The sequence below is a fragment of the Fluctibacter corallii genome (genome assembly GCF_025751585.1).
Lineage (GTDB): Bacteria > Pseudomonadota > Gammaproteobacteria > Enterobacterales > Alteromonadaceae > Fluctibacter_A > Fluctibacter_A corallii.
This window is the reverse complement of record NZ_JAOWKX010000006.1, coordinates 204,290-224,605: the sequence shown is the minus strand read 5'-3', so window position 1 is coordinate 224,605 and position 20,316 is coordinate 204,290. Positions and strand designations below refer to the sequence as shown.

The window sequence follows — 20,316 nt, the reverse complement described above, 5'->3', positions numbered from 1 at the left end:
TCATAGCAATGGAAAATAGAAGGTGTTTAAGTTAACAGTAACGCTACAACGAGTTTGAGGCATTTATGGTTACTATTCGTTTACAGCGTGGTGGCGCGAAAAAGCGTCCATTTTATCAAGTAGTGGTTGCAGACAGCCGCCGTGCACGCGACGGTCGTTTCATTGAAAACGTAGGTTTCTTCAACCCAACTGCACAAGGTCAGGCTGAACGTCTTCGTCTTGATCTTGAGCGTGTTGAGCACTGGGTAGGACAAGGCGCTGGCCTGTCTGACCGTGTTGCTAGCTTGGTTAAAGAAGCGAAAAAAGCAGCTGCTTAATTCGCTAAACAGAAATAAAGAGGTATAGATGAGTCACGCGTCTGACACACTGGTAATTGGCAAGATTGGCGCACCATATGGTGTAAAAGGTTGGGTCAAAATTACTAGCTATACCGAAGAATTGAGTGGTATTTTTGACTATTCTCCCTGGGTTCTGGGCGAGAATGGGAAAGAATATAAGGTTGACCACTGGCGACCGCACAATAAAGCGCTAATCGCTAAACTGGTTGGGGTTGATAATCGAGACGAGGCTGAAGCCATTAAAAATCTCGATATAATCATCAAAGCGGAACAGCTACCTCAATTGGAAGGCGATGAGTATTATTGGCGTGACCTAGTCGATATGCAAGTTGTTACTGATAAAGGGTATGACTTGGGTGTTGTGAAGGAGCTATTCGCGACGGGTGCTAACGACGTTATGTTAGTTAAAGCGCGTACGAACGATGCTTTCGGTCAAAAAGAACGCATGATTCCGTACTTGTTCGATGATGTTATCAAGCAAGTAGACATGCAAACTCGCACCATTAAGGTAGATTGGGACCCAGGTTTTTAACATGTCACTCACATCCACACGTTGGTTTGGCGTAGTGAGCTTGTTCCCTGAGATGTTCCAAAGCTTTACTGAACAAGGTGTAACAGGTCGAGCGGTTAAGCAAGGCTTATTAGAGGTAAATACGTTTAATCCACGTGATTTTACCCACGATAAGCACAGAACCGTTGATGATCGCCCTTATGGCGGCGGCCCTGGTATGCTGATGATGGTGCAGCCACTTACAGACGCAATTCACGCAGCGAAAAAGGTTGCGGGAGAAAATACTAAGGTGATCTATTTGTCACCTCAGGGCAAGAAATTAAATCAGCAGGCAGTTAGAGAATTAGCGCAAAACTCGCGTTTAATTTTTGTCGCTGGCCGATACGAGGGTATCGATGAGCGTGTTATCGAGTCCGAAATAGACGAAGAATGGTCTGTCGGTGATTACGTGCTTAGTGGTGGAGAACTACCAGCCATGATTATGATGGATGCGATATCTCGGTTTGTACCGGGCGTATTGGGCCACCATGAGTCTGCTGAACAAGATTCTTTTAATGAAGGATTACTTGATTGCCCACACTACACTCGACCTGAAAATTTGGATGGCCGTGTAGTGCCAGAGGTGTTACTAAGTGGTAATCACGCATTAATTAGGCAGTGGCGTTTAAAACAATCGCTAGGGAGAACCTGGCTTAGACGTCCTGAGTTATTAAACGACCTAGCTCTGACTGAGGAGCAAGTGCGATTGCTTGAGAGTTTCAAGCAAGAGTATGAGCAGCATGCGGATACGCAAGAAGACAGTTAATCTAGGATGAGAGGATATGATGAGTAAAGTCAATCAAGATATCATCAAGAAAATTGAAGAAGCACAGCTGAAAACTGACCTTCCTGAATTTGGTCCAGGTGATACAGTTGTTGTTAAAGTACGCGTTAAAGAAGGCGAAAAAGAGCGTCTTCAGGCATACGAAGGTGTTGTAATCGCTAAGCGTAACCGTGGCCTGCACTCTGCATTCACAGTACGTAAGATTTCTAGCGGCGAAGGTGTAGAGCGTGTATTCCAAACACACAGCCCTGCAATCTCTTCTATTGAAGTTAAGCGCCGTGGTGCTGTACGTCGAGCTAAGCTTTACTATCTACGTGAGCGTTCAGGTAAATCTGCACGTATCAAAGAGAAGCTTAACTAAGAATTTAATTTTTGCGTTAGTGTTAACTTTTTCAAAAAACCCGCCAATTGGCGGGTTTTTTACGTCTTGATATCCGTCTTTATCTCTTTATGACCTTTAAAATCGCGTGAGCGACCCAACAATTACATATTACGTCACTCGCAATGCTTATGAGTATTCACATTCACTCTACTCGAACTGGACGGTGAATGCATACAATGGGTAGCGTAAAGGATATATTCATTTTCTATTCAGTAACTTGGGTTCACAATACTTATTAAAATGATTACACCATTGAGAGCCTGTTAACACTGAGTTTATTTATGTTGTTAACGTTTATTAAGGTTAGGAGAAGGTTATGGTAAGAATGTCAGTTGCAATCTTAGTGGTTGTGTCCTTGTTGTCAGGCTGTGCTAGCACAGCATCTAACCAGCAAAAAGGGGCAGGGATTGGTGCAGTCGTTGGCGCACTTTTAGGTAAAGCAACCGGTGACAATGCGAAAAGCCGATATGTATGGGGAGCCGCAGTTGGGGCATTAGCAGGCGCAGCTATTGGCAACTACATGGACAAACAAGAAGAGGAATTTCGCGAAGAATTAGCGGATACTGGCGTAAATGTTGTCAGAAATGGCGATGAATTATGGCTCCAGATGCCTGGCAATATTACCTTCAATACCGGCAGTGCAGCGATTGATTATTCCTTTCATCCCGTATTAAACGACGTCGCTAAGATTTTGAACAAGTACCCAAAAACGACATTAATTGTTGAAGGGCATACAGACAGTGTAGGAAGTGCGGAATTTAATATGTCATTGTCTCAGAGTCGCGCTCAAAGCATTGCGACTTATCTAATGACGCAAAATGTCGCAAAGCCCCGAGTGACAACTATTGGATATGGTGAACACCAACCGATTTCTAGCAATAATACTGCTGAGGGGCGACAAGCTAATCGTCGTGTTGAATTGAAAATTATTCCTGTTACCTAGACCTTCACCGCCAGTAATAACTGGTACTTTTGGAGAGATCGAATGATCTCTCTTTTTTTTACCTTGATTTTACTGGTAGTATCCGCACGTCGTAGCAACGTGAATCGGAGCAACCTGTGTATTTTCAGCCTTCATGGCGTGTTTTGACTGTTGGAGATGGCGATCTTTCATTTTCCTATTCCCTTAAACAACGATGTCCTTCTTTGCAATTGCAAGCATCGGTTTTAGATTCGGAGTCGGCGCTTTCAGCTAAGTATCAAACCCACTTTGCCCAATCGCTTCAGCGTACTGGCGTACCGGTACATTTTGGTATAGACATTACCGATCCAGCTAGCTGGAAAGGTAAAATTGTTGATGTATTTGATGTAGTCATCTTTCAATTCCCGCTGATACCGCAGTTATTAAAGATAAAAGGCATGGAAGAATACGATAGAGCGGTACAGCACAACTTACAGCATCGGCGCCTGTTGCGATATTTTCTTGTGCACTCGGCGCTTCACTTGCTGTGCGAGAAAGGCGCAAGGTTAAGTTACATCAGTTCTAAAGACGTGAAACCCTATAGCCATTGGGACATAGAAAACGCAATAACACTGAATACAGGCATACGGTATTTGGGTAAAACGCCCTTCGATGCGAGTGACTATTCTGAGTATCAAGTGCGCAATGTTAATCGAGACAATTATGTTGCAGATACTCGTGGGTATACATACGTCTACAGCGATAAAACCCACCACGAAAATGCGTTTAGCTTGATCAAACCTACGCAACGTTCTGGTGACTATTGTCGACTATGTAATAAAGGTCCGTTTGGTGACAAAAAGCAACGAGACGCCCACATTCTTAGCCCGCGACATCAACGTATGCAAACCTTCGACCAAGCGTGGCATAACTATTTAACCACTGTGAGTAAAAAAGAGAAGAGTTAACGTGAGTGTGACTGAAAAAGAGAAAATGCTATCGGAAAATTGGTTTTTCCCGAGCGACAAAACCCTTTTCCAAGATCGCGAAAGGGCAAAGTTACGTTGTGAGGAATACAATCAAATAGCCATACAGTCTCGGAAAAAAAGTCGTGCTTTATTACGAGATTTGTTCGGCTCAATTGAGAGCGCTTGGGTTGAACCTCACTTCTATTGCGATTATGGCTATAACATTCATGTTGGTAAGCAGTTTTATGCCAATCATAACGTAACAATATTAGATGCTGCGAAAGTACTGATTGGTGATCATGTTCTCGTAGGGCCAAATGCTGTGATATCGACGATTGCCCATCCTAAGGATGCGGTGCGTCGACGTAAAGGGTTAGCAATTGCACACCCTATATCAATCGGTGATGATGTTTGGATTGGCGCTGGGGCGACCATACTGGGAGGCGTGAAAATTGGCAAAGGCGCGATTATTGCCGCGGGTGCTGTTGTCACCCGAGATGTGGCCGACTATACAACGGTTGCGGGCGTGCCTGCGATGACTATTTCTTCCAGTTCAGACAACGGGGGAAAGAAATCGGGCGATTAATCATTTTCTCTTGAGGCTAGGTATGGCACACTTTGCATCGAAATTTGATGTGTCTATCTTTGTGGTTGTGTAAACCCGCAAAGCGCATTTTGGGGCGTTTTGCAGTAGATGAGTTAACTTGTCGCTGATTGTGGCTCAATCCGTGCTCTTGACATGAAAACACTGCAAAGATAAACACGTCTTAAATGAATTATAACAATACTAAGGAATATCAATGGAACACGGTTCTACCACGCCGATGGACCCGCCTAATACGTGGGTGACGCGCGCATTAGATAAGGTTGAGAAGATTGGAAACAAACTTCCTGACCCAGCTATTATCTTTTTCTTTTGCTTGATAATCATTTGGGGATTATCAGCTATCTTTTCTAACTTTACGTTTTCTTCAATCGATCCTAGAACTGGCGAAGCCGTGGTGGTGAACAACTTGTTGACGGGAGACTCTCTCGCCGACTTCCTTTCACGTATGGTGACAATATTTACGGGCTTTGCGCCACTGGGGGTTGTGCTTGTCGCGATGCTTGGTGTGGGGGTTGCTGAGCATTCGGGCTTTATTAGTGCCGGATTAAAGCGCATGCTAGACGTAACACCGCAAAAGGTGTTAACTCCAATGATCATATTGATTGCCATCGTTAGCCACACTGCGACAGATGCCGGTTATGTGTTAGTTATTCCGCTTGCTGGTGTGATCTTCCATGCTATGGGACGACATCCATTAGCGGGTATTGCTGCTGCATTTGCTGGCGTGAGTGGTGGATTCTGCGCGAATTTTATTCCTTCTGCCATCGATCCTTTGCTACAAAGCTTCACCCAAAGTGCTGCGCAGATCATCGACCCCGATATTCAAATTAACCCGTTAAACAACTGGTTCTTCAACTCAGCATCAACGTTGCTGATTGTGAGTATTGGTTGGTATATCACAGACAAAATTATCGAACCAAGATTAAAGCATGTTGAACTCGATGGTGATGAATTCAAGGCAAGTGGTACGGATAGTGATGGCACTGAGCAGGCGAAACAGGCTGCAAACCAGTTCAAAGAATTGTCAGATAAAGAGAGTCGGGCATTACGTTTCGCCACACTGACGATGGTTGCGGGAATTGTTGCCCTTATTGCAGTACTTTACCCAGAGACTTCGCCAATGCGAGCGCCTGATGGCCAATTGACTTCGTTCGCTGCTCCAGTGATGCAGTCTATTGTCCCTCTCATTTTCTTATTATTCCTGCTACCAGGTGTTGTTTATGGCTTTATGTCTGGAACCTTTAAAACGTCTAAAGACATGATTGACACAATGACTAAGGCCATGCAGGGCATGAGTTATTACATTGTAATGGCGTTTTTCTGTGCATTGTTTATTGATGCATTTGGTAAATCGAATCTGGGGGCGTTACTCGCGATCGAAGGGGCTCAAGTCTTAAAAGCTCTGGCGTTACCTAGCATGGTGACCATTGTCGGTATTATTTTCCTAACGGCATTCGTTAACTTGTTTGTTGGATCGTCATCTGCCAAATGGGCGTTACTGGGGCCGATTTTCGTTCCAATGTTGATGCAGTTGAATATTTCACCCGATCTAACACAAGCGGCATACCGCTTGGGAGATTCTTCTTCTAATATCATTACTCCGCTTATGCCATACTTCCCGTTAGTGGTGGTGTACTGTCAACGCTACGTGAAGTCGACCGGTATCGGAACATTGTTGTCAATGATGTTACCGTACAGTGTTACTATTTTGCTGTTATGGACGGTATTCTTACTTGCATACTGGGCGCTAGGGATTCCGTTGGGCATTCAAGCCAGTTATGTCTATCCAGCTGGCTAAATGTCAAGAATAAAGCCCACCTGTGTGGGCTTTATTTTTTATAAATGGTTGGTCATGAAATAAGGATCCATATCGTATGTCTGTAAACGAGGTGCTCGAAAGTTTGCATCAAGAACGCCTGCTACTTGAACAAGGTACGACTGAGTTCGCATTGATAAAGCGATTGCAAACCTACCCACATCATTTATTTACGGAAGATTGTTTGCAAGACTCGCTAAGAATGTTTCAAACACATTTTATTTTGTTTCATGCCTTGTATTTGCTTCGAGATACGATGCGAGAAACTGAAAACAAAGATGTCGAGATTTCTGTGCAGCGTATTCAAATTGTCGAACTACCGAGCAGAAAAGGTGAACCGTTAACATCAGACTTAGTTCATGAGGATAAGCTGAGACAATATTATTTAGATATAAGCAACCTTAATGAAACGGGAAAAGAAGACGTTGAACAGTTATTAGATGGATTTTGGAAGGCTATGGGGCATGGGGCGCATTACACAGAAGAAGAAATCCAACATGCTTTCGCACACTTTTCTCTTGATGAAAATACCACGTTCACTGAAGTGAAACGGCGATATCGCTCTATGATGTTGAGTGTTCACCCCGATAAAGGGGGTAACCGCACAGATGCGCAGATGACAGAGGCGGCTTACAGACAGTTGAAAGCGTATTTTAAAGCCAGAGCGTAATAACGTTTCCACTTTGGTTATTCTCTGAATAAGAGAAAGCGTGTTTCTGGGTTACCTGTACTACCCACACTTGAGCTCACACCTTCACTCGATGGTCTTGACTGACAGCATTAGGCAAACAGCAGACGGCCAACGCCGCGCTCTGCGGCAAATTTGGAGCGCAGCGGAAAATTTTTTCCGACAGAAGCACCTTGTTAGCCGAGCATAGTTCCCGGTGCAACTGGTTGCCACCCATCCAAAGGGCCAACATGGGCCTTGATACCATACGCATACTGATCTTGATGATAAGGAGCACCAAGATAAAGAATATATTGGCAATTCTCGTCTAACTTTTTATATGTCTTGTTTCCTGTGCCGCAGCTATACAGTAGAGCAACAGAAATTTCTTGTTTTTTACAAACTCCCTCAACAAGTATATATTCACCATCTTTTTGAGGATCGCTTACGGTTAAATGCCAGCCCTTATCCTTGAGTGGGCGAACTAAGTCACTCATACACTTTTTTGAAAGAATACTAGCTCTCAGGTGCCACCCATCATCAGTTGGAAATTCTGGCACTATTCTTCCATGCTTCTGATACCTTTCTGCCATTATGTTTTGAGAAACAAACTGCATTTCAGTTCTGAATTGTGCCTCCTCAAATAACAGCCTACTATCATCATTTCTATCAGGAAAAAGTGTAGAATTTTTCACATCTTCATTTACCCATCCCTCCAGCCAAGCTAGTGCTATTAAGACCCCTAAGAGGCGATGAAAGTTAGTAGGCTTTTGCCATACAAGGGACAGACCATGAGCAAATAAATGGCGATTTAGACCTGATAAGCCCTTATATTTTGATGTTTTGCTAAAGAAGCTAAATTTGAGCCATCTTCTTATGGTCTCGAACAGATATACACGTTCATCTACAAGTTTCAAATGCTCAATTTTTGTAAATTCTTTTGCTATCCAGCAATGTTCATAGTGTACTAGAGTAGCTTTCGCAACCGCAGCATCAATTACATAATCAACTTTTTCAAGTAGCTTAAGATTCGATTTGGCTTCTGCGCTTAAAAAATCATTGATAGCGCTTTCCACAATAGGGATTAGTGCAGCAATTGCTGCTGTTTTATACCCGCCGTAGAAAGATAGATACGCTTCTCTTATAGTTTTTGTATGTTCTTTTAAGATCAGGCTGCTTGGGAAAAGCTGTTCAATGGCTGTTGCGCAATCAACCATTGTATATATTCCTGTAATATGATGATCAAAATCACCTTCGATTCGCTCTCTAGGAGCACTTAGTAATTTTGTCAAAGAGTCAATTATTGGGTTCGTAACTCTCATCATTACGTAGGGAGGCTCAAACCAGTCTGCTTTTTTCCAAGCTTCTTCTCTGATGTTTAGATAATTCTTTTTCTTATCAATCCCTGAGACTTCATCTGGAAGGCATTTGGGGAATAAAGCTGTACCCTCTGAGGAAACAAGCTTGATAGCAGGAATTTTTACGAAACCACCCGTTTCGACACTTTTTACAGAAACATTGGATAAGCCTTTATGTTTAGCCCATTCTCCTATGGCATTAAGATCTGGTTCCGAATAGCTTTTACTATTTAAGAGTCTAAGCCAAATGCCTCTAAATACTTTTTCATAATCCAAATAGATTCACTCCCACGAGCATTATATTGAGCGCATGCTAGATGATTCTTTCAGCGGCTAACAGTTTAACATATCGCGATTTGCGCGTTTTTCTGCCACCGCATCGCTCACTTTTGTACTTTCATTACTATTACCAAACAAGCTGTCATATTGCTACATAAAGGAAAGCTGGCGATCGGGATTAAATGCTAAAGAGAAAAACGAGCGATTGGGTCGTTTTCCCGAATATGGGAGAGACGCAGTTCATCCAGTTAAATAATTAGCTTCACTTACTAATACCCTCACGAAGTTGCTCACTCGATATTGTCATTTAAATGAAAGGAGCCAACGACCGCTGCACGTACTTTTCCGACCTATACGCTTCTCTTAACGGCACGATTAGACAATGAGCGGACGGTCAACGCCCCAAGCAGGGGCAATTTTTACACTGGCTAAAGTTAGGAGCGAATCGACGGGAGCCAGCTAAAAATTGACCCGTTGACTTGGCTTGTTAGGCATTCGTTCTAATCTCATCCCAGAGTACTTTAGCTACTTCCTCCATTGCACCAATGACTTCAAGCAAATACTCATTCTCGATATTAAGATGTATTCTTGCATATTGTTCAGAGTTTAAGTGCTGGCTTTTAGATACTATTTTCATTTGCTTTTTATGGCTTTCTTGATCTAAATGACCAGCATTATGAGCTATGATATTTCTAATATCGCGTGCATCTATTATTTGACTCCAATCTTTAGTTCCAGTTGGCACAGTGATATTTGCAATTTTTACTAAATACTTCTTTGCTCTTTCAATTCCAGAGCCACTGTACTCTTTTAGGCTGCAACAAAATTCATTCTCAAAATGCAGACTGTTACATAATTGGTTAAGGTAGTCTTCAAATAAAGATACCAACATTAGCAAGTAAGACTGTTTCTGATATTGAGGAAATATTTCATTAAAGTGAGTACTAAGATCAGTACGATATTCATATCTGTCCCAGCAAGATCCTTCATCTGTTTCAATATCAGATTGGGCGTATTTAATTGCTTCTTCATTCCAGTGTCGAGTAGATAATTCTACAAAAGTACGAAACCTCTCCAAATCATACAAAAAATATGGTGAAACTTGTTCGGATTTCTGCATATTACCTTCCGATGCCTAACGCCGCGCTCTGCGGAAATTTAGGAGCGTCAGCGAGTAAATTTTCCGTAGCACCGCCTTGTTAGGCCTTCTCGTCACTCTCATTCTCTGTATCTTCTGATTCACGTATAACGTATTGATGCAACCATACAAATTGCTTCAAGAATAGGAGACCTTTTTCTGCATCATCATCGTACAATCTAGGGAAGTCATCAGAGACTTTCATTGCTTGGGGAAAGTACATTTCGATCGCGCTTAAAACTGTTGAGGCGTCTAGCTCACTAGTTAAGCTGTTATATTGATCCCTTTTAAAATCCGACTTGTGAGAAACCCCGGTCTCCATTCCCCACGCTGTTGGTACATATGAGTCGATTATTCTAATTAGAGACTCTGGATCCTTTAAAATCAATTCATCCACGTAATCATTAACATAGCCTTTCTCAACAAACTTATTCAATGTATAAAATATTGTTGGTATCGATGTAGGCGCTAATAGTGTTATATCTTTTTGGTCTTTAAGCTCATCAGCTATTACTTTTCCCAAGTGTTTCCCAATTTCATCTATGCTTGCTTCAGAAAACACATCTTTTTCAGGTTTGTTCTCATCCTCTCGCTTTAACCATCCAAATATTTCAAGCTTGAACCCAAGTATAGGGGCAGTATCGATGCATTTTTTTGCCAAGTCAGTTCGATCTGGTTTCGGCACATTTTGGATCAGATCGCTAACCAGCATGGCTGCTTGGGAAAAGGGAGTCGTCCAACTGTACAAAACCTCTGGGTTTGAAATTTCATCACTCTTTTGTGTTATCGCTACAGCAAGTGCAATTGAGGCAGTAGCGCTAATTTCGCCCGATTTATGCCTCAATTTTTTAATTAATGTTTCCGATGAAGCGGGGGTTAGAATTTCATTCAGAGGGTTGCTTTCTCTATCAAGTTCCACTCCCCACTTCTCGCTTTCGTCAGACAGCGCTTGGATTGCGTGATCAGATATATCACCTCTCGGAATGGCATAAGTAAAATATCTTGAGTAATAATTTTCAGAGCAAATTCTTTGGCCATTATTCCATTTCTCATACCAATCGGATCCATAGCTCATGTTCCCGTAGACGGATTGAAGTTTAGGAAACATATTTTTTAGCAGTTCAATAAAACCTGCTTTATTGATGTTTTTTCCAACGTCAAGGGCATCATTTACAAGGTTTTTTATATGATCTTTTTCATTATCATTATTCGAGTAATAGCTATCTCGAAAAGTACCTGTAAATAGCGACTTATTTACCCTCAGCACCCCATACAACGAAGGGCAAAAGACCCTTATGCCCTCTAAAAGCATTAAATCTACAGGGTTTACTTCTCCTTGCAAGATAGGCAAAGAGAACATTAATGTATTCCCATATAACTTGGCTTTTCTTGGGGTGGTTAAGCAATCGTCGAATGCAGAGCTAAAGTTACGAACAAACTCTTGAACTTGCTGCTGTGAGAGTGTGATCCCCGCAATATTTATTGCTTCATCCACTCCTTGAAAACAAAATTCTCGAAGTACTTGCTTTTCAACAGCTGGCAAATGTAAGGGAACTTGAATAATTTTTTCTAGAAATGCCTCTCCTGCATTCTCAGCAGTACTAGAGTAGCGGTCTTGCAAGGATGCAGCGACAACATCTTTATCAAATGCCAAGATATATGATGTATATTTAAAATCAGCAGTTAGCTTAACTAGTCTAAACAATGCATGAATTTCTGTTTTTTCTAGCCTATCAACATCGTCTATTAGTATAAGGACTCGCCTCTGAGCTTTTTCCAGCTCATTTTCTATTCTTTTCTTAAGCTCATTTATATCTGGCCCTGAGATGAAAGAACCAAAAGCATCTCCTGCCCCCTTTGCGCCCATAATTGCACCAGCACCAGGAGCCGCCTTTTTAACGAAATCTTTAAGCTTATCACCAGTTTTTATTAATTCTGCATCTAGAGCATCAGCTATATCAAAAAAGAAACCTGTTAGCAGTTCTTCCTCTGCACCAAAGCGCCAAGGGTTGAACTTAATGCATATTACGTTCTCATCAGAATCCAAAGATTTTTCAATAAAGTTGAGCACGGATGTTTTACCATCGCCCCATATACCATAGAGTCCAATAACTATACTGCTTGGATCACTTCGCTTTGATATTACTTGAGCTACCCTTTCGGAAAAGCTCCAGCGAGAAAACCTATCCTGTTCTTGCTCGTGTATAGGTGAATCTGAGGAGTAGTTTTTATCTTCCATATCTTTCCTGAGGCCTAACAGCTTATTACTTAGACTTCATAGTAGCACTCGTTTCCACAGAAAAACCATATCCTGTTTTTTCATGGGAAAGAATACGAAATGTCCGCTACACGTACATTAGAGACTGCCAGAATTGATGCGGCTCTCATAACAGCATTGCCAGATTAAGTAGTAATCAATCCAAGTTACTCGATCTAGGTTACTCGTGTTTAAATATGCTGATGTGAGCGTTCTTCAGCCATAAATGCAATCGCGTTGTCTAGTGTTAATGCTTCGCTTAGCCAAAAGCCTTGTACTTGACGACATCCTCGTTTATTCAACCAATCCACTTGCCCCTTGGTTTCCGTGCCTTCTGCAATCAAATTCATGCCTAGGTTTTCAGCAAGATTAATAATTGCGCTCACAATAGACTGATCGGCTTGATTCGAGAGCAGGTTAGCGATAAAGGAGCGATCGATTTTTAATTTGTCGATAGGCAGTGCTTTCAGGTAGCTCAGGGATGAGTATCCGGTACCAAAGTCATCAATCGATAGCTTTACACCCATTGCTTTCAGCGTACTGAGTTTTTGTGCAACCTCCTGTTTGTCAGACATGAGCATGCCTTCTGTGATTTCTAATTCTAGATAATGGGCTGGATAGGTCGTTGTGTTCAGAACATCATTTAAGGTATCTAAAAAGTCGGGGTGGTGAAATTGGCTCGGTGAAATATTCACTGCAAGTGACAATTCTGGGTTGTGGTGCCTTAATAGCGCTCCTTCTTCACAAGCGCGGTGTAACACCCACGTTCCTAGCTCAATGATACGTCCAGATTTTTCAGCAATAGGAATAAATTCAGCAGGGGAAATCCACTCTCCTTCGAATTGCCAACGCAATAAAGCTTCAAACCCAACAATGTTGCCAGATGTTGTATCCAATTGGGGTTGGTAGAATAAATTCATTGAAGGACTGCCAACTTGTAGTGTTAGAGCCTCAATAATTTTTTGCTGCCGTGAAATTTTTGCCCCTAAGGCTTTATCGAATACTTTAAATGCGCTGTGCTGATTAGACGCAGACGTATCTAATGCAATTCTGGCAACATTGATAACAGCTTCTATAGAGCTAGCGTCATGGGGAAAACACGCAAAGCCAAAATCAAGTTGTGGACGAAATTCAATTAATTCAGGGGCATCCCTAAGGGCAGCGTTAATATGGGAAACTAACGATTCGATAATGGGAACATTGCAGGTTTTATCGATGATAACTGCAAAATCTTTATCTCCGATATGGTAAACATCAGCATCAAAGAGCTGATCTGCGCAGGTATCGTTGATGATATTCGCAATATGCTTAACAACATCTTGTGCTTCAAGAAATCCAGTTCGCTGTAATATTTCCGAGAATGAGCGAACTTCTATCATACCTAATATAAAAGCATCTTGATTTTGCGCGCGGTCTGATAGCTGGGCACGAAATTTACGCTGATTACTCAATCCCGAAGAAGGATGATGGTATGCCTGATACTTGAGTTGGTTTTCAGCTTTTATGCGGTTTGTTTCGTCTGTGAGGTGAATATCCCACTGTTGCTCCTCGTCTGCAAAATGCACATCGCAACGAAGTGAGACATCCCTAATAATGGTATAAAACGACGTGGATTTTTTATTTGATTTCTCAAGCAATACTTGTGAGCTTTGCAGTGAAGAGGCAATGTGATCGATCAACGTTGATGCTGAGACCTGTAGTCGGGACAATAGCTCGCCACAGGCCGGGTTTTTATAGAAGATCTGATCGTCTGTAGTTAAACAAAAAATCGCATTCGGTGTGTTTTCTGTAAAACGAGATAAGCGCTTAGTTCTTGTCATTGAACGAATATAGGCTTTGAGTGCTCTTGCCAATATATATACGACTAACAGAGAGAGTACACTTTGCCCTAAAACGAATAGTCTCACGAGTAAAAGACTGTGCTGTACCTCCGATTTCTGTACTTGAATCTGCTCAAGAAGAAGGGGTAAGGCACCCTCTATCACTTGCCGAGTGTTTGTTGTTTGTTGGACAAATTCCGTTACTTGCGCAGCTCCGTTAGGTATCGAGATGTGCTTTGCCAATTGCATCGCATTTATTCGAATTTTAGTGAGGTAGTCGGTGAGTGGAATAGGACTATGTACATTGGTATCGTGAGATAAATTAGTTGAATGACGGTCGATGACGTCAATCGCATTAAGGAGTGAGGCTATGCGTTGTCGAATCCCAGTAACAGTGTCTCTGCTGTATATCTGTCCCTCATCTAAGCTTGATAAATAAGCTAGCTCCGTATTAATGATATTGAGCTGGATATAAGCCAGTGTCTGAGAGTGCACCAATTCGATACTTTCATTCTCTGCTTTAGATGTTTCAGATACCACAATATAGGAAGTAGCAACGGATAGGATTAATATGAGCAACAGAACCATCGACAATGGCACAGTCAATTTGTGATTCCATGACGATTCCATAATATGCGGGCTCCGACATTCCTTGTTCGATGAGTTTACCCTCAACACTAGCCTATCTTGATTGAGAAAGATAGTTATACACAGGGCGCACGTATAATAAATAATGTGTTTTTAAATGTTTACATATAAATGGCGATTTTTGCCTAATTTTATAAGGTGTGTAAAGTTATCTTTGCTATTGTAATTTGGGGTTTACAATGGGGGTGTGAGCCGTTAGTCTACGCATATTCCACTGTAATTTAAAAGAGAGTTTGATTTCTAATGCTACGCGATCCGTTGAATAACGTACACATCACGTCTGAACATGTTTTGATTACCCCGCAGGCACTTGCTGAAGAGCTACCTGTTGGCGAGCGTGCCCTGAATTTTATCAGTCAAGCACGAAATACAGTCAGTGATATCATTCACAGACGAGATCACCGTCTACTCGTTGTGTGTGGGCCATGTTCTATTCACGACATAGATGCAGCAAAAGAGTATGCCAAGCGTCTCAAAGAGCTACACGAGGCCAGTAAAGATACGTTATACATTGTCATGCGCGTATATTTTGAAAAACCTCGTACTACCGTTGGTTGGAAAGGGTTAATTAACGATCCGCATTTAGATGGCAGCTTTGATATTGAAACTGGGCTTCGCAAAGCGCGTGAACTATTGATTTGGCTAGCTGAATTAGAATTGCCAGTGGCAACTGAAGCCTTGGATCCGATCAGTCCACAGTACCTTGCTGAGTTATTTAGCTGGGCAGCTATCGGTGCCAGAACGTCTGAGTCTCAAACGCACAGAGAAATGGCCAGTGGTTTATCAATGCCTGTGGGGTTTAAAAACGGCACTGATGGCAGCTTGGATATTGCACTGAACGCACTTAAATCCGCTGCTTCTGGTCATGCATTCATGGGCATCAATCAGTTGGGGCAGGTGAGTCTCATTCAAACTCAAGGTAATCCAGACGGGCATATTATTCTGCGCGGTGGCAAAACACCTAATTACGATTCAGTTTGCATTTCTGAATTTGAAACTATTTTAGATGATGTCGGACTCAGTGCAGGGTTGGTAGTCGATTGCAGCCATGCTAACTCAGCGAAAGATTATCGACGTCAACCGTTAGTGGCACAAAATGTTGTTAACCAGATACTTGAAGGTAACCAATCTATTATCGGTATCATGCTTGAAAGCCACTTAAATGCAGGGAATCAAAATGGCGAGGGTAAAGCTCTGGAGCAACTGGATTTCGGTGTATCAATTACCGATGGTTGCATTGATTGGGATACAACAGAGCGCTTACTAGATAGTACGCGAGAAAAGTTGATTACCGTATTACCGATGCGGCAGACTAAACTAGAAGGGAACATCTAGTAGGCCAAGGTTTATGAGTAATACAGATATCGATCTCGCGACGTTGCGGAATCACATTGATGACATTGATAGTCAATTGGTGGAATTGCTCGCTCGTCGTGCTTCTGTTACCCAGAAAGTTGGGGAGCTAAAAAGCAAAACTGGCATGCCCATTTATGCGCCTGACAGAGAGGCCGATTTAATTCGCCGTCGACGGGCACAAGCTGAAGAAAAAGGGGTTCCCCCAGCCTTGGTAGAAGACTTGCTAAGGCGCATAATGCGGGACTCCTATCAAACTCAACATAATGCATACAAGTGTACACATCCTCAAGCGGGTAAAATCGTGATTGTGGGAGGGCATGGTGCATTGGGAAGCGTGTTTGTAGACATGTTTACCCGCAGCGGTTACGAAGTAGCAGTGCTTGAACAAGAAGACTGGCCACACTCAGCATCTATTTTAGAGGGTGCCGGTTTAGTCATCGTGGCGGTTCCGATTAAATATACGGTAGAGGTGATTGAAAAATTATCTGGCTTGCCTGAAAACTGCATACTTGCCGATATCACCAGTACTAAACAAGCACCACTTGATGCGATGTTATCTGCGCATCAAGGTCCGGTAGTTGGATTGCACCCGATGTTTGGGCCTGACGTGCAAAGTTTAGTGAAGCAAGTGGTGGTAGTATGCGATGGCCGCCATTCGGATGCTTATCAATGGCTGATAGAGCAAATGAGGGTTTGGGGCGTGGCACTGCAACACAGTTCTGCAAAAGAGCATGATGATGCGATGGCCTTTATTCAGGTGATGCGTCATTTCAGTAGTTTTGTATATGGCGTACACCTGGCCGGAGAAAACCCGGATCTTCAACAGCTAATTGCATTTAGCTCACCCATTTATCGATTAGAATTGGCAATGGTCGGGCGGCTGTTTGCACAGGATCCACAGCTTTATGCTGATATTATTTATAATAATCCAGACACTTTCGCCCTACTAAAGCGTTTTCGAGATCGCTTTGATAATGCGCTTCATTTGCTTGAATCTGGTAACAAAGGGGAGTTTATTAAACAGTTTTTTGCAGTTGGCAACTGGTTTGGTGATTACGCTAAAGCCTGCTTGGTGAATAGTAAAAAGCTGCTGCTAAAAGCTGATGATGATCGGCACGTGTAGATAGCGTTCAGGTGCTGCGCGCACCTGTGCTTCTAGAGTAGTAATAAATTCACTTCTGTTGCTTTGGCACTCGTGGGCACGTTGTCACTCTTAACGATGCAATAAAACGCCAAGAGTGACAACGAAAAGAGCACTATTTAATGAGGGCGTTAACTGCAGCCACTTTTGTGGGGCTAATTTCTTCACTTGGGTAGCATCCAAGCACTTTGCAATAGCGGGTGGTTGCGCTTAATTCCTCAATGGCCTGTTGCATCGGCCCATCTTCTATGTTGCCTTCTACATCAATATAAAACATTTCTTCCCAAGGGTTGCCATTAATAGGGCGTGATTCCAGTTTGGTCATGTTGATGTCTTTGTCTTTTAAGATGAGCAAAGCGTCTACCAACGCGCCCGGTTTTTGTACCGTCGACATGATGAATGTGGTTTTTGACGGTACTTGAAGTGGCACTTTAACGGGCTTTCTGGCAACCACGATGAAGCGGCTATGGTTTTCCTTTTGATTGGCTAAGTTAGACTTAATCACGTTTAAACCATACAGCGCACCACCGGCTTCACTGCCAATCGCCGCGACTACAGGTGAATTGGCCTCAGCGACAGCGAGCATCGCAGCAGATGTGCTATCGCAGGGTTTAACCTCAACATTTCCTAATTCGGCAAGAAAGTGACTACATTGGGCGAAAACTTGAGGATGCGCATAAAGTACTTTTATTTGTGCGATGTCAGTATCACATGCGGTAAGCATTGCGTGTTTGATGGGATGAGTCAGCTCACCGATGATAGACAAATGGGTATGTTGAAGCTGGTCATATACCTCGTTAATACTGCCCGAACTGGTGTTTTCAATGGGGAGTACGGCATAGTCGGCTTCGTTAGTCTCTACTTTATTAATAATGTCTGCGAAACTTTGGCAGCCTATTTCCATTAATTCGCCAGGCCTACGAGAGAAATATTTTTGTGTCGCCAAATAGCTGTATGAGCCTTTGTCACCCAAAAATGCAACACGATTAAGGGGCAGGGCGCTTTCAGGGTTAGCCCGCTGCGCTAACATGGCTTGCTGGTTAAGCACAGAGTCTTCAATTACGACGTGAAAAAGTTGCGTGACGTAATGAGGATCTAAGCCATGTTGTTGACCTTGTTTAATCAACGACAATAGCAGTTGCTCTTCGCGCTTTTGATCGCGAACCGGAATATGATGCTTAATCTTTGTTTCAGCAACGTGATTCGTTAGGCCTTGTCGTTTGGCTAACAGCGCCAGAACTTGGCTGTCTATCTCTGAAATGGCCTGTCTAATATCGTTTAACGCGTCGGTTACCATTAGGGGTATTTTCCTTCTTCCAAAAAAAAACCTCCCGATTGGGAGGTTCTTGTATGCGTTTCAGGCGCGCACTGTCCTCCCATTATGATGAGATAAAAAACAGAAAAAATGCGCGGAATAAAATAATCATGCCCAAACCTTAAAATGTTTACACGCTGAAGTCAATGGCTCAAGTTATAGATTGGGGGAGTGATCTCTCCCCCCGATACCTGTTTAGTGATACTGAGGCTTTCTCAATTACGTGATGAGTATTATTCGCTGAGCAGCGAGGCTAGCATTTTTCTGACTTCGCTGGCTTCAAACGGTTTGTCACACAAAGCATTGACGCCAGTTTGTTGTATATTGGCCATATGTGGGCTGTCTACCGCTTCAGACGTCACCATAATAATCGGAATATGCGCTGTTTCTGCATTGAATCGGATATATTCTGACAATTCTCTGCCATCCATTTCTGGCATGTTGTAATCTGTCACTACCAAATCAAATTCCTGATCTTTCAGATAGGTCAATGCCATTGCACCGTTTTCCGCTTCAGTGATTTTTTCAAGGCCCATTCCTTCAAGTACGCGGCGAATATGGTTACGTGCTAGTTTACTGTCATCAACCAATAACACGCGTACATCCTGTACGTCGAAAAGCTCTAAATCCAGCTCTTCGGTATTGATTAGATCCAAAGAGGCACGTAGCGCGCGAGACAAATATTCAGGCTTAAACGGCTTTGGGAGAATAGCTGCAACGCCAGCTTGTTTGAATTCTTCTAATTTAGATACGCGATTTTCACTCGACACGAGCATAAAGGGGATAGAGGCCGTTTCCTTATCATTTTTTATGCTTTTGAGTAAATCCAAGCCCGTACCATCTTCAAAGTACATGGCACTGACCACGACATCACTTGAGTGGGACTTGAGCGCACTTTTGGCTTCTGCCACAGTAGAGACTGCGTCTATCTCACCAACACTTTCTTTAATCAGCAAAGACGTAATGATTTTGCGTTGAGTGTCTGAGGGTTCAACCAACAAAATGTGCAAATCGGAAAAAGAAATATGATCCATATTCGAACCTTTATACGTTAAGGGCTAGCCGCCAGCCAATTTGACTGTCATACCGCGTTTTTCTAAAGCGGCTTTGATTTTTTCTCTGTTATCACCTTGGATTTCAATAACGCCTTCCTTGACTGCTCCGCCTGTTCCACATGTTTTTTTCAGCTCGGAACACAATTTTTTTAGCGCGTCAGCTGCCAGTTCAACGCCGTGAACCGTTGTGACCCCTTTTCCCTTTCTACCTTTGGTTTCCCTTTTGATTCGTACTATACCATCACCTTTAGGCGCTTTTGGCTCCGACTTTTGTGGTGTGATACGGCCGCCATCGGTACTGTAAACTAATTGATTGTCATTCATATTGATTACTATTTAATAACTAAAATCAACGATTTAACTGAGCATACTGTTTAGCCTGTGGCGAGTCAAAAAGTGTCGATAATTGGTGTATTATTAACCATCATTCGACTATCCAAAATTCAGCTCACGTCATCTCTTTATTCAAACCCGTGATTTGCAACTTTCAGAGTCATTTATTTCTACTATAGTAGTTTTAGCGTTAAGCTTTGAACTTAGTCGTTTGTTGATAAAAAATTTGCTTAATCAATTGACTATGCCAAAGTAAAGTATAGCTGCAATCTGGTGCATACGAGGAGCGAACATGAGTCTGGAACGTAAGATTTCTAACGATGGCAAGGTGCTAACGATTTTTATGGACGAAAAGTTTGATTTTGGCAAAGTGCAGGATTTCAGAAATGCCTACAGCACAGAAACCGAAGAGATTAATGAAGTCAATATCGACTTATCTCAAACCGAGTATATGGATAGCTCTGCACTTGGTATGTTGCTCAATATGCAGAAAACCCTGTCTGGGCATGTTGAGAAATTCAACATTATTAATTGCCGCCCTCAAGTGGCTAAAATTTTGAAAATTTCGCGATTTGACAAGAAATTTTCCATATCTTAACTGAG

19 protein-coding genes are annotated in these 20,316 nt (G+C 42.5%); 12 read left to right on the top strand and 7 right to left on the bottom strand.

Translation table 11 applies throughout. The features are described 5' to 3' along the window. Positions 1–65 precede the first annotated feature (65 nt). From rpsP to OE749_RS12840, 9 genes are all read left to right on the top strand, one after another. Positions 66–317 carry a 30S ribosomal protein S16 gene (rpsP, locus tag OE749_RS12880; RefSeq protein WP_263712871.1) on the top strand — a complete coding sequence of 84 codons (252 nt, stop codon included), beginning with the start codon at positions 66–68 and terminating at the stop codon, positions 315–317. Positions 318–345: 28 nt separating this feature from the next. Next, the gene (gene rimM, locus OE749_RS12875; RefSeq protein WP_263712870.1) at positions 346–870 is read left to right on the top strand and encodes a ribosome maturation factor RimM; all 525 of its coding nucleotides are present in this window, start codon (positions 346–348) and stop codon (positions 868–870) included. A gap of 1 nt (position 871) precedes the next feature. Further along, positions 872–1,654: a tRNA (guanosine(37)-N1)-methyltransferase TrmD gene (gene trmD, locus OE749_RS12870; RefSeq protein WP_263712869.1), complete on the top strand. Its 783-nt coding sequence runs from the start codon at positions 872–874 to the stop codon at positions 1,652–1,654. 19 nt (positions 1,655–1,673) lie between these two features. Further along, positions 1,674–2,033 (top strand): 50S ribosomal protein L19, encoded by a 360-nt coding sequence (gene rplS / locus OE749_RS12865; RefSeq protein ID WP_263712933.1) that lies wholly within the window; start codon positions 1,674–1,676, stop codon positions 2,031–2,033. Between the two features lie 337 nt (positions 2,034–2,370). Next, complete coding sequence (locus OE749_RS12860) at positions 2,371–2,997, top strand: OmpA family protein (RefSeq protein ID WP_263712868.1); 627 nt, start codon at positions 2,371–2,373, stop codon at positions 2,995–2,997. Positions 2,998–3,113: 116 nt separating this feature from the next. Further along, the gene (locus OE749_RS12855; protein ID WP_263712867.1) at positions 3,114–3,923 is read left to right on the top strand and encodes a class I SAM-dependent methyltransferase; all 810 of its coding nucleotides are present in this window, start codon (positions 3,114–3,116) and stop codon (positions 3,921–3,923) included. A gap of 25 nt (positions 3,924–3,948) precedes the next feature. After that, positions 3,949–4,509, top strand: a complete 561-nt coding sequence (locus tag OE749_RS12850; RefSeq protein ID WP_263712932.1) for a sugar O-acetyltransferase — start codon at positions 3,949–3,951, stop codon at positions 4,507–4,509. A 214-nt stretch (positions 4,510–4,723) separates the two neighbouring features. Then, positions 4,724–6,328 (top strand): AbgT family transporter, encoded by a 1,605-nt coding sequence (locus tag OE749_RS12845; RefSeq protein ID WP_263712866.1) that lies wholly within the window; start codon positions 4,724–4,726, stop codon positions 6,326–6,328. 76 nt (positions 6,329–6,404) lie between these two features. Then, positions 6,405–7,016, top strand: coding sequence for a DNA-J related domain-containing protein (locus tag OE749_RS12840; protein WP_263712865.1), 612 nt, complete (start codon positions 6,405–6,407; stop codon positions 7,014–7,016). A 194-nt stretch (positions 7,017–7,210) separates the two neighbouring features. Here the strand turns inward: OE749_RS12840 and OE749_RS12835 are convergent, their stop codons facing one another. From OE749_RS12835 to OE749_RS12820, 4 genes are all read right to left on the bottom strand, one after another. Next, positions 7,211–8,647, bottom strand: coding sequence for a hypothetical protein (locus OE749_RS12835; RefSeq protein WP_263712864.1), 1,437 nt, complete (start codon positions 8,645–8,647; stop codon positions 7,211–7,213). Between the two features lie 490 nt (positions 8,648–9,137). Continuing rightward, positions 9,138–9,770: a hypothetical protein gene (locus tag OE749_RS12830; RefSeq protein WP_263712863.1), complete on the bottom strand. Its 633-nt coding sequence runs from the start codon at positions 9,768–9,770 to the stop codon at positions 9,138–9,140. Between the two features lie 79 nt (positions 9,771–9,849). After that, the gene (locus tag OE749_RS12825; protein WP_263712862.1) at positions 9,850–12,027 is read right to left on the bottom strand and encodes a KAP family P-loop NTPase fold protein; all 2,178 of its coding nucleotides are present in this window, start codon (positions 12,025–12,027) and stop codon (positions 9,850–9,852) included. Between the two features lie 209 nt (positions 12,028–12,236). Further along, positions 12,237–14,495 carry a putative bifunctional diguanylate cyclase/phosphodiesterase gene (locus tag OE749_RS12820; protein WP_263712861.1) on the bottom strand — a complete coding sequence of 753 codons (2,259 nt, stop codon included), beginning with the start codon at positions 14,493–14,495 and terminating at the stop codon, positions 12,237–12,239. 261 nt (positions 14,496–14,756) lie between these two features. On the opposite strand from OE749_RS12820, the gene OE749_RS12815 reads away from it, so the two are divergent. Together OE749_RS12815 and tyrA are read left to right on the top strand one after the other, a co-directional pair. Next, complete coding sequence (locus OE749_RS12815) at positions 14,757–15,848, top strand: 3-deoxy-7-phosphoheptulonate synthase (RefSeq protein ID WP_263712860.1); 1,092 nt, start codon at positions 14,757–14,759, stop codon at positions 15,846–15,848. 13 nt (positions 15,849–15,861) lie between these two features. Beyond that, on the top strand, positions 15,862–16,992 hold the full coding sequence (gene tyrA / locus OE749_RS12810; RefSeq protein WP_263712859.1) for a bifunctional chorismate mutase/prephenate dehydrogenase: 1,131 nt from the start codon (positions 15,862–15,864) through the stop codon (positions 16,990–16,992). 133 nt (positions 16,993–17,125) lie between these two features. On the opposite strand, the gene pheA is transcribed toward tyrA, so the two are convergent. From pheA to yciH, 3 genes are all read right to left on the bottom strand, one after another. Then, entirely contained in the window at positions 17,126–18,307 is a 1,182-nt protein-coding gene (gene pheA, locus OE749_RS12805; RefSeq protein ID WP_263712858.1) for a prephenate dehydratase, read from the bottom strand. Positions 18,308–18,558: 251 nt separating this feature from the next. Then, positions 18,559–19,359 (bottom strand): response regulator, encoded by an 801-nt coding sequence (locus tag OE749_RS12800; RefSeq protein WP_263712857.1) that lies wholly within the window; start codon positions 19,357–19,359, stop codon positions 18,559–18,561. Between the two features lie 24 nt (positions 19,360–19,383). After that, positions 19,384–19,704 carry a stress response translation initiation inhibitor YciH gene (gene yciH, locus OE749_RS12795; protein WP_263712856.1) on the bottom strand — a complete coding sequence of 107 codons (321 nt, stop codon included), beginning with the start codon at positions 19,702–19,704 and terminating at the stop codon, positions 19,384–19,386. 301 nt (positions 19,705–20,005) lie between these two features. On the opposite strand from yciH, the gene OE749_RS12790 reads away from it, so the two are divergent. Then, positions 20,006–20,311 carry an STAS domain-containing protein gene (locus tag OE749_RS12790; protein WP_263712855.1) on the top strand — a complete coding sequence of 102 codons (306 nt, stop codon included), beginning with the start codon at positions 20,006–20,008 and terminating at the stop codon, positions 20,309–20,311. Positions 20,312–20,316 lie beyond the last annotated feature (5 nt).

What these genes read in the sequence shown, in the direction of transcription:
- rpsP (WP_263712871.1), top strand. Translation starts at nt 66, where the DNA reads ATGGTTACTATTCGTTTACAGCGTGGTGGCGCGAAAAAGCGTCCATTT.
- rimM (WP_263712870.1), top strand. Translation starts at nt 346, where the DNA reads ATGAGTCACGCGTCTGACACACTGGTAATTGGCAAGATTGGCGCACCA.
- trmD (WP_263712869.1), top strand. Translation starts at nt 872, where the DNA reads ATGTCACTCACATCCACACGTTGGTTTGGCGTAGTGAGCTTGTTCCCT.
- rplS (WP_263712933.1), top strand. Translation starts at nt 1,674, where the DNA reads ATGAGTAAAGTCAATCAAGATATCATCAAGAAAATTGAAGAAGCACAG.
- OE749_RS12860 (WP_263712868.1), top strand. Translation starts at nt 2,371, where the DNA reads ATGGTAAGAATGTCAGTTGCAATCTTAGTGGTTGTGTCCTTGTTGTCA.
- OE749_RS12850 (WP_263712932.1), top strand. Translation starts at nt 3,949, where the DNA reads ATGCTATCGGAAAATTGGTTTTTCCCGAGCGACAAAACCCTTTTCCAA.
- OE749_RS12845 (WP_263712866.1), top strand. Translation starts at nt 4,724, where the DNA reads ATGGAACACGGTTCTACCACGCCGATGGACCCGCCTAATACGTGGGTG.
- OE749_RS12840 (WP_263712865.1), top strand. Translation starts at nt 6,405, where the DNA reads ATGTCTGTAAACGAGGTGCTCGAAAGTTTGCATCAAGAACGCCTGCTA.
- OE749_RS12830 (WP_263712863.1), bottom strand. Translation starts at nt 9,770, where the DNA reads ATGCAGAAATCCGAACAAGTTTCACCATATTTTTTGTATGATTTGGAG.
- OE749_RS12825 (WP_263712862.1), bottom strand. Translation starts at nt 12,027, where the DNA reads ATGGAAGATAAAAACTACTCCTCAGATTCACCTATACACGAGCAAGAA.
- OE749_RS12820 (WP_263712861.1), bottom strand. Translation starts at nt 14,495, where the DNA reads ATGGAATCGTCATGGAATCACAAATTGACTGTGCCATTGTCGATGGTT.
- OE749_RS12815 (WP_263712860.1), top strand. Translation starts at nt 14,757, where the DNA reads ATGCTACGCGATCCGTTGAATAACGTACACATCACGTCTGAACATGTT.
- tyrA (WP_263712859.1), top strand. Translation starts at nt 15,862, where the DNA reads ATGAGTAATACAGATATCGATCTCGCGACGTTGCGGAATCACATTGAT.
- pheA (WP_263712858.1), bottom strand. Translation starts at nt 18,307, where the DNA reads ATGGTAACCGACGCGTTAAACGATATTAGACAGGCCATTTCAGAGATA.
- OE749_RS12800 (WP_263712857.1), bottom strand. Translation starts at nt 19,359, where the DNA reads ATGGATCATATTTCTTTTTCCGATTTGCACATTTTGTTGGTTGAACCC.
- yciH (WP_263712856.1), bottom strand. Translation starts at nt 19,704, where the DNA reads ATGAATGACAATCAATTAGTTTACAGTACCGATGGCGGCCGTATCACA.
- OE749_RS12790 (WP_263712855.1), top strand. Translation starts at nt 20,006, where the DNA reads ATGAGTCTGGAACGTAAGATTTCTAACGATGGCAAGGTGCTAACGATT.